General features: G+C 45.6%; 12 protein-coding genes. 4 read left to right on the forward strand and 8 right to left on the reverse strand.

The features are described 5' to 3' along the window. Nucleotides 1–61 precede the first annotated feature (61 nt). Entirely contained in the window at nt 62–658 is a 597-nt protein-coding gene (locus P9B68_RS03930; RefSeq protein ID WP_135659817.1) for a TetR/AcrR family transcriptional regulator, read from the reverse strand. 588 nt (nt 659–1,246) lie between these two features. Between P9B68_RS03930 and P9B68_RS03935 the strand changes: the two genes are divergently transcribed. Further along, entirely contained in the window at nt 1,247–1,717 is a 471-nt protein-coding gene (locus P9B68_RS03935; RefSeq protein WP_277668485.1) for a hypothetical protein, read from the forward strand. 87 nt (nt 1,718–1,804) lie between these two features. Here P9B68_RS03935 and P9B68_RS03940 read toward each other — a convergent pair whose 3' ends face one another. After that, nucleotides 1,805–2,707: a CFI-box-CTERM domain-containing protein gene (locus P9B68_RS03940; protein WP_135659813.1), complete on the reverse strand. Its 903-nt coding sequence runs from the start codon at nt 2,705–2,707 to the stop codon at nt 1,805–1,807. A gap of 12 nt (nt 2,708–2,719) precedes the next feature. Next, nucleotides 2,720–3,097 carry a metal-dependent transcriptional regulator gene (locus P9B68_RS03945; protein ID WP_135659811.1) on the reverse strand — a complete coding sequence of 126 codons (378 nt, stop codon included), beginning with the start codon at nt 3,095–3,097 and terminating at the stop codon, nt 2,720–2,722. Nucleotides 3,098–3,266: 169 nt separating this feature from the next. Here P9B68_RS03945 and P9B68_RS03950 point away from each other — a divergent pair, with 169 nt between their 5' ends. Continuing rightward, entirely contained in the window at nt 3,267–4,865 is a 1,599-nt protein-coding gene (locus P9B68_RS03950) for an ABC-F family ATP-binding cassette domain-containing protein (RefSeq protein WP_277668486.1), read from the forward strand. Between the two features lie 32 nt (nt 4,866–4,897). Continuing rightward, nucleotides 4,898–5,764, forward strand: coding sequence for a MurR/RpiR family transcriptional regulator (locus tag P9B68_RS03955; RefSeq protein ID WP_277668487.1), 867 nt, complete (start codon nt 4,898–4,900; stop codon nt 5,762–5,764). A 352-nt stretch (nt 5,765–6,116) separates the two neighbouring features. On the opposite strand, the gene P9B68_RS03960 is transcribed toward P9B68_RS03955, so the two are convergent. Continuing rightward, nucleotides 6,117–7,493, reverse strand: a complete 1,377-nt coding sequence (locus P9B68_RS03960; protein ID WP_277668488.1) for a citrate/2-methylcitrate synthase — start codon at nt 7,491–7,493, stop codon at nt 6,117–6,119. A 41-nt stretch (nt 7,494–7,534) separates the two neighbouring features. Continuing rightward, complete coding sequence (locus P9B68_RS03965) at nt 7,535–7,936, reverse strand: MarR family winged helix-turn-helix transcriptional regulator (RefSeq protein WP_277668489.1); 402 nt, start codon at nt 7,934–7,936, stop codon at nt 7,535–7,537. A gap of 443 nt (nt 7,937–8,379) precedes the next feature. On the opposite strand from P9B68_RS03965, the gene P9B68_RS03970 reads away from it, so the two are divergent. Next, on the forward strand, nt 8,380–10,170 hold the full coding sequence (locus P9B68_RS03970) for an aminopeptidase P family protein (RefSeq protein ID WP_277668490.1): 1,791 nt from the start codon (nt 8,380–8,382) through the stop codon (nt 10,168–10,170). A 119-nt stretch (nt 10,171–10,289) separates the two neighbouring features. Here P9B68_RS03970 and P9B68_RS03975 read toward each other — a convergent pair whose 3' ends face one another. The 3 genes from P9B68_RS03975 to P9B68_RS03985 all read right to left on the reverse strand — a co-directional run bounded on the left by P9B68_RS03975 (nt 10,290) and on the right by P9B68_RS03985 (nt 12,756). Further along, the gene (locus P9B68_RS03975) at nt 10,290–11,054 is read right to left on the reverse strand and encodes an amino acid ABC transporter ATP-binding protein (protein WP_135659801.1); all 765 of its coding nucleotides are present in this window, start codon (nt 11,052–11,054) and stop codon (nt 10,290–10,292) included. 12 nt (nt 11,055–11,066) lie between these two features. Further along, nucleotides 11,067–11,708: an amino acid ABC transporter permease gene (locus P9B68_RS03980; protein ID WP_135659799.1), complete on the reverse strand. Its 642-nt coding sequence runs from the start codon at nt 11,706–11,708 to the stop codon at nt 11,067–11,069. A gap of 193 nt (nt 11,709–11,901) precedes the next feature. Then, a complete protein-coding gene (locus P9B68_RS03985) occupies nt 11,902–12,756 on the reverse strand; it encodes an amino acid ABC transporter substrate-binding protein (protein WP_277668491.1) in 855 nt (284 codons plus the stop codon). Between the last annotated feature and the right edge of the window lie 143 nt (nt 12,757–12,899).

Consider the following 12,899-nt stretch of genomic DNA (forward strand, 5'->3'; position numbering starts at 1 on the left):
CCTATTTCATATTTTGTGCTGAAATGATCAATGATTTTGAAAATTTCGATTCCCGGGCGGTTCAACAGCTCAGTAATTCCGTAATGGACAGATATAATTCATGCTTGATACTGTCGATTGGATAAGGCATTTCCAGCACGATGGAGTTGTAACAGACGGCCCCCACCATGGAAACAACGATGAAAAGACGCTGTTTTGCCACTTCGCTGTTACTTCCTTTTGTAATAAAGTGCTCGATAAAAACTCGCTTTGCCTCTTCCATTTCTTCACAAGTGAGCGCTTTTTCATAAAGGCCATAGGAAAGGTTTTTGTAGATCAGGGATAACAGCTCCTTGTTCTTTTTAAAATAGTTCAAGAGGTAATCTACAAAAAAAATGACGCTTTCTGTGAAGTCCATTTTGTCAGTCTTATGCTTTTCTGCAACGGCCTTCATAGCGCTGTCAAACAGGGCGGAGCTTTTGTGCAATATAATCTTGTCCACCAGGTCGTATTTGTTTTTACAGTAGAGGTAGAAAGTTCCTTTGGCAACGCCGGCTTTTTTTACAATGTCGTCGATTACCGTGTTGTGCACGCCGTTTGACGTGAACAGTTCATAGGCGGAATCATAAAGCCTGGTCATTTTGATTCTTTTGTTTTCCGTTACTTTTGTCTTTTTCACCCCAGCTTAGTCCTTTCTGTTCTATACTATTGAAATCTATTTTTTATTTACGATAAAATGACTTTTAGTCATTTGTATTATAATCCTTTGAAAAAAGGCTGTCAAGGCACAATTGAACAAATTCAACCTGGGTTTAATGAATGTTATTGTACACAATAGTATATTTTGTGTACAAATTGATTGATGGTGGCATTATGCGCTGCATAACCAGACCTCTCTGGGGTTAAAATCCGCGCTGGTGAAGCGAAGAAACGTTGCCGTCATAACCATTCCATACATCATTAACGAATAATAATGAATAAAGCGTAAAATTTTCATTAATTTGGGTAAATAAGTTGAAATTTTACCACGTATGCACTATAATAATACAGAAGAACAATAGCCTTAAAAACGGACTTTGATGCATTTACTCTAAAATAGACGTAGCGTTTCAAACCGTTGTGTCTATTTTTGAATATAAGAATTTTAGTTTATTATTCTTTTTGAATGAATTGTTAATTTTATTTTTATTCTTACATTGTGACCGGCATGTGACCGGGCAGATTTATAATGTTACTAATGTATAGAATAAAGGTGATGAAATGCATCATGCAAAGAGGAAGATTAACGCCGGCTCAAAGTGTTGTTTACCTTAACTCCGTAAAAAGTGAGACTTTAAAAGGACATATATATAGTGAGCATTATAAAAAAACGATGCAGTTCCAAAGCGAATGGGAATTGCTCAACGGCATGGATAACATGTTTGACAGCATTGGATTTCCGCAGGCAGCATTCCAAAGCCGTAAATTTCGTTATAAGAAAGCAAGAAGAATTGTGAAAAGGGTGGAGGATACCGTGGACGAATCCCTGAACGTTTTTTTAAAAGAGAAACCGACAACCTTCATCGTCAATGTGCAGTACCGGATGAACGGCACCTGGCAAGGGACAATTACTTGGGTTGAGAAAAACCAGACCCAGCATTTTCGTAGCGCGTTTGAAATGCTAAAGCTGATGGAGCAGGCAAACATGCAGGGAAATACGGAAGTCATCCGCTGGGAAGATGAAAAACGAGATAGCTGATAAAAACTTTTTCCTTTTTGTACACCACATAAAAAAGAACTTGAACAGTTTTCGCTGCTTCAAGTTCTTTTTTATGTGGATTGTATTTTAATTTAACCATTTCTGTTCAAGATCCAGAACCATTGCTTCATAGGATTTCGCACATTCCTGTAAACGCCCTTCTTCCAGCTTTCTCAGGCAGGGCTTTAAATAACGGAGCCAGATATCCCGGTAAACGTCCTGCCGGTTGTTTGAACGTTCAATCGCACGCACAATCATCGGCGCAAACAGGTAGTATTCGCTGATTTTTGCCTTTCCCTCGGGCGTTTTTGCATACCAGTCGTCGCGGAAGCTGCGGAAGGCATTCAGTTCATAGCAGTTGTCATCCCTTTGAAGCGAGCGGCATACCGCGGTTGTAATATAGCAGAGTTTTTTCCGGAATCCGCTGCTGATGGATTCGTAATTGGATTTTCCCAACGGATTTTTCGGATAATGGGTATTCCATATTTTCAGAAAGCTGTCTGCGAGCGCTTCCGCCTGCGGCGTTTTGCGGGCTACAATTGCGGGAATGGTAAACGCCACGATCATATAGCGGTATTCGAAAAGGCGCGCGTCGCTTTCTTTTTTAATGCCAATTGCTTTTATCTGCTTTTGAAAACGGTCGAACAGTATACCCGCAAAATAGCCGGCGGCATCGTCGCCTTCCGTCGCCGCCATGCAGTATGCTTTCAACGCGGGAGAAATCATGCTTTCGTATTTTTGAAATGCGGAGGAATACGTACTGGAGCGGATATTTTTAAATTCCTCCGTACAAATAAAAATATCATCCGTCAAAAGGGATTCGGCTTCATCCATTAATCTTTGATAATTCTGGCCGGTTTCCTGTTTTGGATGTAGTAGTTCTTTTACGTTGATCGGCTGGGCGCAGTACATGCATACGATGCTTTCTGCGTTATCCGGAATTTGCAGTTCTTTTTTACAGTGGGGACACACGGCGCTTACGTAGGTCATAGGACACCTCTTTTAATCTGAGTTAGAGTTCTGCGTGTATTTTTTAATTCGTGAGAAACTTTCATCACTAATGACATGCTCAATGCGGCAGGAATCCTGCAAGGCAATTTCGCTACTGACACCAAGGGTCATTTCCAAAAATTTAGCAATTAATGTATGGCGTTCATAAACAGAGTCGGCCTTTTTTTTACCAGCCTCCGTCAGAACGAGGTTGCCGTTCGGCTCCATGGTAAGATAGCCTGCTTCCTTCAAAATCCCCATCGCGCGGCTTACGCTTGCTTTCGAGAAATTCATATAGTTGGCAACGTCGATCGAGCGGACATATCCGTTCTGGTTTTGCAGAATCAATATGGTTTCCAGATAATTTTCACCGGATTCCTGGATCTTCATAGATCATACCTCCTCCCATTGCGGAATGCTGATATTTCTTCATATTGTAGCATTGTTCATCAAAAATAACAAGTACGAGCAGTTTTCCTTCACAAATTTCACATACTTATCTTTTCCGACTTATGGTAGAATGGAATAGATCAAATTTTGAAACAAATTCGGAGGAACTATGATTACTGTATCAGATCTTAGCCTGGCATTCAGCGGCCAAAATCTGTTTTCCCATGTAAATTTGCTTTTTACGGAAGGAAACTGCTATGGCGTAATCGGCGCAAACGGCGCGGGAAAATCCACATTCCTGAAAATCCTGTCCGGGGAGCTTGAGCCTTCGAAGGGTGAGGTGTCGATTGACAAAAACCTTCGCATGTCCGTACTTCAGCAGGATCACCACGCCTATGATTCCTATACCGTGCTGGAAACGATCCTGATGGGGAACGAGCGCCTCTATGAAGTGCTGCAGCAGAAGAATGCAATTTATGAAAAAGAAGACTTCAACGATGAAGACGGTATTCGCGCCGCTGGACTGGAAGCCGAATTTGCCGAACTGAACGGCTGGGAGGCGGAAACAGAGGCAGGAAAGCTTCTGCAGGGCCTTGGTCTTGATAATATGCTGCTCTATGCACAGATGGATACGCTTACCGGCACCGAAAAGGTCCGCGTTCTGCTTGCACGCGCTCTGTTCGGGCAGCCGGATATTATTCTTCTGGATGAGCCTACCAACGACCTTGACAATAAATCCATCGCATGGCTGGAAAGCTTTTTAATGGACTATCCCGGAACCGTTATTGTTGTGTCGCATGACCGCCATTTTTTGAATAACGTCTGTACCCATATCGTCGATATTGATTACAACAAGATCAAAATGTATGTGGGCAACTATGATTTCTGGTATGAATCCAGCCAGATCATGCAACGCATGATGCGCGACCAGAACAAAAAGACGGAGGAAAAAATCAAGGAATTGCAGAGTTTTATCCAGCGGTTCTCCGCCAATAAGTCGAAATCCAGGCAGGCAACCTCCCGCAAAAAGCTGCTAGAAAAAATTACGGTTGAGGAAATGCCCGCTTCCTCCCGGCGCTATCCCTATGTGGGCTTCACAATGGATCGCGAACCCGGCAAGGAAATTTTAGAGGTGGAGGGGCTGACAAAGACGGTGGACGGCGTGAAAGTGCTGAACAACGTCAGCTTCCGCGTTAACAAGGGGGATAAGATTGCCTTTGTCGGTTCCAATGAGACGGCGAATACCACTTTGTTTAAAATCCTTATGGAAGAAATGGAATCGGACACGGGAACCTTTAAATGGGGCGTTTCGACCAGCCGTTCCTATTTCCCGCAGGATAACTCCCCTTATTTTAACGGCTGTGATAAAAGTATTATCCAATGGCTGGAACAGTATTCGAGCGATACGACGGAAACTTATCTGCGCGGCTTTTTGGGCAAGATGCTGTTTTCCGGCGACGATGTTTTAAAGCCGGTAAATGTCCTTTCCGGAGGCGAAAAAGTGCGCTGCATGCTTTCGCGCATGATGATGTTCGGCTCGAATGTCCTTGTATTGGACCAGCCGACCAACCATCTGGATCTGGAATCTATTACTGCGGTAAACAACGGGTTGATGGATTTTAAAGGTGTTGTGCTTTTCGCATCCCACGACCATCAGTTTGTGCAGACGATCGCCAACCGTGTTATTGAGATAACGGAGGACGGGATTATTGATCGTCTTTGCACTTATGACGAGTATCTTGAAGCGCGTGACGGTGTTTTAGCTTAAAAAACAAAGATTCTACGTTAGGAAGTGAAAAAATGGCAAGTGGAGAATTTATCCTTAAAATCAATTCGCGTTATAACCTTTTTACCAAGGCAGAAAGGAAGGTAGCGGATTACGTCCTTCAGAACCCCAAAAAAGTTTTGTTTATGTCGATTACCGACCTGGCGGAAGCGTGCGACGTTGGGGACACTAGTGTGTTCCGCTTTTGTAAAACCATGCAGCTCCAGGGATATCAGGAGTTTAAAATGCAGCTGTCCCTGAGCATTTCCGATGATGACGAAGATGACCGGATTGCCTCCATGCTGTCCAGCGAAATTACGCAGGAGGATTCGATTGAGGAAGTTGCCAGAAAAGTGCTTCAAATCAATCAGAATGCTTTGAACGAGACCTTTGATCTCCTTAATTATGAGGCATTAAGCCAGGCGGTTGACTATATGATTTCCGCGAAACAGATTTATTTCTTTGGCGTAGGTTCCTCCCTGATGACCGCGCAGGATGCCGTGAATAAATTTATCCGGATCACGTCGAAAATCCACAGCGTTCCCGACGCCCATATGCAGGCAATGGCCGCGTCCGTGCTGACGCCGGACGACCTTGCGTTTGTCATATCCTATTCGGGTGCGACAAAGGATACCATTCAGGTTGTCCGCCAGGCGAAGCAGGCGGGGGCAAAAGTGGTCAGCATTACCCGCTTTGAAAAATCCCCCCTTACTGCCTATTCCGATGTAGTAATTCTATGCGGTACCAATGAAGGCCCTCTTCAAGGCGGTTCCACCTCCGCCCGGATCAGCCAGATGATGCTTCTTGACCTGATTTACATGGAGTACTTTAAGAGAACCTATGACGTGAGCAGCCGGAATAAAAAGAAAACGTCGGGTGCAGTTTTGGAAAAGCTCTATTGAATAATTAAAACGGACGCTCCTGTGCAAACGACAGGGTGTCCGTTTTTTGTACGGTATTGAATCCAGAGAACGAAAAGCTTTGCGGCATTACTGGTAAAGCAGTTCACACTTTGTATTCAATAATGTTTATAGACAGGCGTATGGAGTTCGCATAAAGCAAACGATGCCCTGGCAGGATGGCATAGGAAAGGGGAATTACCATCTTGTTAAGGCGTTCTTTTTTAGTGCCCCGCAGCCGTGACCCCAATGTTTGCAATACGGGAAACAGAGGGATTCTACGGTGCGAAGGACGCGAAAAAAGGCAACAAAAAAGTGGCGGTATTCCTAAGCGGAAGTGCCGTCACTACATTGTTTAGCGCTCGTGAAGGGGGACATATTCCCTGTGGGCGGAAATGCTCTTATAAGCCGGACGGATAATCTTACCGACGTTAATTTGTTCCTCCAGCAGATGAGCGCTCCAGCCGGCGATACGCGCCATTGCGAAAACCGGCGTGAAAAGCTCCGGCGGAAGGCCGAGCATGTGGTAAACAAAGCCGCTGTAAAAGTCAATATTTGCGCTGACGCCCTTGTAGGTTTTGCGCCGGCGACCAATAACCTCCGGAGCGAGGCGTTCGACAAGGGAATAGAGCTTGTATTCCTTTGTAAGCCCTTTTTCTTCGGAAAGGCTCTTTACGAATTTTTTAAAGATGTTGGCGCGCGGATCGGAAAGGGAGTAAACAGCATGCCCCATGCCGTAAATCAAGCCGGCGCGGTCGAACGCTTCTTTGTTTAAAAGCTTATTCAGGTAATCGGCTACCTTATCTTCGTCTTCCCAGTCGTCGATATTCTTTTTCATATCTTCGAACATCATCATGACCTTGATATTCGCTCCGCCGTGCTTCGGCCCTTTCAGCGAGCTGAGTGCCGCCGCGATGACCGAATAGGCGTCCGTACCGGAAGAGGCGACCACGTGCGTGGTAAAGCTGGAGTTGTTTCCTCCGCCGTGCTCCGCGTGGAGAACCAGCGCAAGATCCAGGATCCGGGCTTCTAAAGCCGTATATTTGTTATCGATCCGCAGCATGTACAGAATGTTTTCCGCCACGGAAAGCTCCGGCTTCGGCGTGTGGATAAAGAAACTGTAATTCGGGTCCACATTATGGGCATAAGCCTGATAGCCGTATACCGCAAGCTGCGGGAACAGAGCGATCATTTCAAGGCATTGCCGCAGAACATTGGGTAGCGAAGTGTCGTTCGGCCTTTCGTCATAGGCATACAGTGTCAGAACGCTTCTGGCAAGCGTATTCATCATATCGAAAGTCGGCGCTTTCATAATGATATCCCTAACAAAATTGGTCGGGAGGGTTCTGTATTTGGACAGAAGCTGCTTGAATTTTTCCAGCCTTTCCGCGCTCGGTAATTCGCCGAAAAGCAGCAGATAGGTTGTTTCTTCAAAACCAAAGCGGTTTTCCGCGATAAAGCCGCGGACAATATCGACAATGTTAATTCCCCGATAGTAAAGTTCCCCTTCGCAGGGAACGCTTTTCCCATCGACTTCTTTTGAGGAGATAATATCGGAGATTTCGGTCAAACCCGTTAAAACGCCTTTTCCGTTAATATCCCGTAGGCCGCGTTTTACATCATACTTTGCATACAGCTCGGGGTCGATGGTGCTGTGGCTTTTGCAAAGGTCGGTCAGTTCTAGAATTTCAGGTGTTACTGCAAAAAAGTTTTCATCTACGTTTTTGGCCATTTTCCAACTCTCCTTTTTCTAAGTAGTAATAATTATACAATCTACCGTTGGGGAAATTTGGTGAGAATTCGGTTTACTATTCGAATTGCATAGCTAAAATCCTTGTAATCCGCTTCATCCAGCCCTTTCAGGTAGGATTTAATGAATTTATCAAACTTTTTACGACCTTCGTTAATGCATATCGCTGTTTCTTCCGAAATGGCGATCCGTATTTTCCGCCGGTCGTTTTGGTCAAGACTGCGGACAATATAGCCGTCTTCGTACAGCTTCTCAATTAATTTGCTCATTTGCTGGCGCGGTGTGTGTAGGCTTGCGGCCAAATCGCTCATAGTCATGGGGCCGTTCGCACATAGTGTGCACAGCGCGTTCAGCTGTAAAGTGGTAAATTTGCCTTTAAAATATTCTTCAAAAGGTTTTTCTAGCGCTCTGTGTACAAATAACATAAAATGAAAAACATCTTCATCAGCTTGTATGCAAGAATTGTCTGTCATACTAACACCCTTAGCCAATTATAATAAACATTTTATGACTATCATCATTTGATGAATTTAAGTTTAAATTATTTTTTGATTCAGTTCAAGTATCCACTTGTGAACATATTGTGAATTCTTATGTGAGTATGCGGTTAATTATACATTATATTCGTATTTGAAAAAACTTCCCTGTCCGGCAGAACTTGACAACATTTTCGGGAGAGCCTATACTTTTCTTTATACAGCCATTGGATTTTTATTAAAAAATGGCTCAAACCACAGCGGTTTGGGCCATTCTGCAGTATGTATTTATGAAATAAAAAATTGTTGTTTTACAAATGTAAATTATGAAATTACATAGAAGTATGCGATTATCAAATTTCTGCATTTCAGATAAAAAGGAGTAATCAACTATGATCAGCGTAAATGAAAAACTGGCTGCACTTCGCCGCAAAATGAAGGAGAATGGCGTGCAGGCCTGTATCATTCCTTCCTCCGACCCGCATATGAGCGAATACCTTCCCGAACACTGGCAGGCGAGAAGTTATTTTTCGGGCTTTGACGGTTCCGCCGGCACCCTTGTGGTAACTGAAAAGGAAAGCGGCCTTTGGACAGACGGCCGGTATTTTATTCAGGCGGCACACCAGCTTGACGGCAGCGAAATTGAATTGTACCGCATGGCGGTGAAGGGTGTTCCTACTTATACCGAATTTTTGGCCGATAAGCTTAACCAGGGCGAAACCGTCGGATTCGACGGTAAAATGCTTTCCGTTTCTTCAGTAAAGGAAATGGAGGAAAAATTCCAGGAGAAAAAGCTGAAGATCAAGTCGGTTGACCTTATTTGTGATATTTGGCCGGACAGGCCCGCCATACCCGCGTCGGAGGTTTTCATCCATGATGTAAAATACGCTGGTTACACCTGTAAAGAAAAGATTGAGCAGGTGCGTTCCGAACTGAAAAAACAGAAAGCGGACGGGGAAATCATCGCGCGGCTGGATTGTGTCGCATGGCTGATGAATATTCGCGCGGACGATATCGAATACAACCCGCTTGCGGTTTCCTACGCGGCGGTTTATATGGATTCTGCTTACCTGTTCATCAATACGAAGCGGGTTCCCGCCGAAGTTTTGGCGTATCTGAAAGAGAACGGCGTTACGGTTCAGGAGTACGAGGAAATTGATGCGGTACTGAAAAATATCAATACCAAGAAAACCATTTTGATTGACCCCGCAGGCTTTAATTACGAACTGTATCGGATTCTGAAACAGAATCCAAATGTTACCATAAAGGAAGGGGAGGATACGGTAACCGGCCTGAAGGGCGTGAAAAATGAAACGGAAATAAAGAATATTATCGAAGCGCATATAAAGGACGGCTGCGCGATGGTAGAATTCCGCGTAAAGCTCGATGAAATGCTGAAGAACGGCGAAAAGGTGACGGAATGCACGGTCTGCGACATGCTGAAAGAGTGCCGCGCAAAGCAGCCCAACAACAAGGGCGAAAGCTTCAGCACAATCGCCGCTTATAAAGGGAACGCCGCAATGATGCATTATTCGCCGAAACCGGATACCTGCAGTACCATTCAAACCGAAGGCTTCCTGCTTGTGGATTCCGGCGGGCAGTACCTTGAGGGGACAACCGATATCACCCGAACCTTTGTTATGGGCCCACTTACGCAGAAGGAAAAAGAGCATTATACGTATGTTCTGAAAGCACATATTGCCCTGGCTTCCGCCGTGTTTCTGGAAGGCTGCACCGGCGGAAATGTGGATATTCTCAGCCGCGAACAGGTTTGGAAGCATGGCATTGATTACCGTTGCGGCACCGGGCATGGTGTCGGGATGTTCGGCGGCGTGCATGAAGGCCCGCAAAACCTCCGCATCAGCAGCAATGTCGTGCTGAAAAAGGGAATGACTGTTACCAACGAACCCGGCATTTACGAAGAGGGCAAGCACGGTATCCGCACGGAAAATATCATGCTTGTTGTCGAAGACCGGAACAACGAATACGGCCAGTTCTATCGGTTTGATATCATCACGTATTTCCCGATTGATACCGCGGGAATCGTCATGGATCTGATGTCCGACGAGGATATTGCATGGCTGAATAATTATCATAAGCTGGTTTATGAAAAGCTGTCGCCGCGCCTTTCTGGCAAAGAGCTTGCGTGGTTGAAAGAACACACCACGCCGATCAGCAGATAATTACATATTTAAGGGACGTGCTGTGAAAACACAGCGCGTCCTTTTTTGTACGAAAACAGTACGAAAACTCCCGGCACAGCCGGGACGGCTGCCCTTTTGAAGGAAAACTTCTTCTGGAATCAATCTTCGTTAAACCGGGAAAGAAAAGCTTTGGTGCGCTCGTTCTGCGTGTTTTCAAAAATCTGCTCCGGCCTGCCCTGCTCAATAATGGTTCCGTTATCCATAAAAACAACGTAATCCGCAACGTCGCGAGCAAATTTCATTTCATGCGTAACAACCGCCATGGTCATGCGTTCCGAAGCGAGGGAGCGGATGACCTTTAATATTTCCCCGGTAAGCTCCGGGTCGAGTGCGCTTGTTGGCTCGTCGAAAAACAGGATGTCCGGATTCATGGCAAGTGCGCGTGCAATAGAAACACGCTGCTGCTGGCCGCCGGAAAGCTGGCAGGGGTAGGCGTTCGCTTTGTCGGACAGATCCATTTTTTTCAGCAGCGCAAGCGCGGTGATTTCCGCCTCTTCCTTGGACTTGTTGAGTACCCGGATGGGCGCTTCCGTAATATTCTGCAGGACGGAAAAATGCGGGAACAGGTTGAAATTCTGGAAGACAAGTCCAATGTGCAATCCTATCTTAACGCAGGACGCACGATCAGAATAAACAGCCTTGCCGGCTGCGTCATTCTTAACTAGTGTTTCGCCGCAAATGGTAATTTCTCCGGAATCCACCGTTTCAAGCTGGGTGACGCAGCGAAGGAAGGTGCTTTTTCCGGAACCGGAAGGCCCGATGATGGCAAGAACCTCTCCTTTATTTATTTCTATGGAAATTCCGTTCAGCACCTGGGTGCCGTCGTAACTCTTTTTAATATTCTTTGCAGATAAAATTTGCATGGATGGTCCCCCTTAACGGTAATAGTCCAGTCGTTTTTCCGCTATGGTGAAGCAGCGGGTGACAATCCCGTTCATAATCAGGTAGAAAGCGCCTGCGATCACCAGCGGTGTCATTTCTACAGCGGATGAAACCCAGTTGGAGGTTACCTTCAGCAGTTCCACAATTCCGATTACCTGCGCAAGCGAAGTATCCTTTACAAGAGTAATAAATTCGTTGCCCATCGGGGGAATAATGTGCTTTATAACCTGCGGAAGAATAATGCGAAAAAAGGTTTGCTTCCGCGTAAAACCGAGGACCTTTGCCGCTTCGTACTGACCCCTTGGGATCCCTTCAATTCCTCCTCGGAAAATCTCCGCAAAATAAGCCGCGTAATTCAGAACGAACGCGACCTCGGCAGCCAAAACGCGGTCAAGCTGAATGCCGAAAAGGGGCTTGAAAGCGTAGAAGAAAAATAAAAGCTGAAGCATCAGCGGCGTGCCGCGCATCAAAAGTATGTATAGCCTTACCGGCAGGTTAATGACCGCGATTTTGCTCATTCGTCCTTTGGCAACAAGCAGCCCCAGCGGAAGCGAAAAAATCAGCGTGACAAAAAAGATGCGCAGGGACATAAGCGTTGCTTCCAGCATCTGTGTCAGCAGCATTTGATAATTCATGAATGAGAACCTCCAAATATTCAATGCACCAAGGATAAAAAGCCAAAGGCACGGAACCGGACCTTGTCCGATTCCATGCCGCTTGGGAAAAAATGGTGGCTCCAACCGAGTGAAGAGAAAACTTCGGTTGGAGGTCTATACATGGCTTCCTTGGTTACCATCCTCGGAATGCTGTAGTATGGCATTAGAAAGTTTACTTTCCGATGGTCGTAACATCCTTATCGAACCATTTTTTTGAAATTTCGGCCATTGTTCCGTCGGCCGCCATTTCTTTCAAAGCACCTTCAATTTTTGTTTTCAGCGTGTTGTCCGTTTTGCGGAAACCGATTACATAGTCCTCGGTTGCAAGGGAGGAGTCCTTACCGTCCTTTTCCTGAAGAATCCGGTAGGCGTTAGGATTATTCGCCAGGTAATAGCGGGCGACAACCTCGTCGATAGCGATGGCATCGATTGTGCCGTTTTGCAGTTCAAGTACTGCTTTCGAGTAGTCGTCGATCTGCACCACCGATTTTAGGGAATTTTTAAATTTTTCATTGGAATTCAAGGCGGATTCGGCGGAAGAGTCCGACTGCACGCCGATTGTTTTCCCGGCTAAAGAGTCCAAGCCTTGGAAAGAAGAATTCGTTTTCACCAGGATAATCTGCTGGTTCTTCATGTACGGCGTGCTCAGATTGAATTTTTCTTCCCGTTCGGGGGTTTTGCTGAAGCCGTTCCACAGGCAGTCCACGTTGCCGTTGTTCAGCTCAACCGTTTTGTTATCCCAGTCGATTGGCTGGGTTTTCAGCTCGATGTTCAGGCGTTTGCAGGCTTCTTTTGCAAGATCAAGGTCGAAGCCGACCAACTGGCCCGACTTCGTATCAATATATCCCATGGGTGGGAACGCGTCGTCCAAACCAAGCACCAGCTTGCCGGATTTCTGTACTTTGTTCCAGGAATCATCCTCTGCCAGGGCGGAGGAACCGGAGCTGGTGGCGCTGTTGACGATACCGCAGGCGGCGCAGGAAAGAGCGATTCCGGCGGTTAATAACAATGCAATAATCTTTTTCATAATAAACCTCATTTCTTTGATCTTCCGTTAGTATATTACCTTATTAGCACGCTAAAGTAAAGAGGGAAATAAAATTTCGTTGAGTTGCACCACGAACCCTTTTCTTTTTCGGGACTGGACAGCGATATAGACAAAGCCGGAAC

Source organism: Caproiciproducens galactitolivorans (assembly GCF_029266045.1).
Lineage (GTDB): Bacteria > Bacillota > Clostridia > Oscillospirales > Acutalibacteraceae > Caproiciproducens > Caproiciproducens galactitolivorans.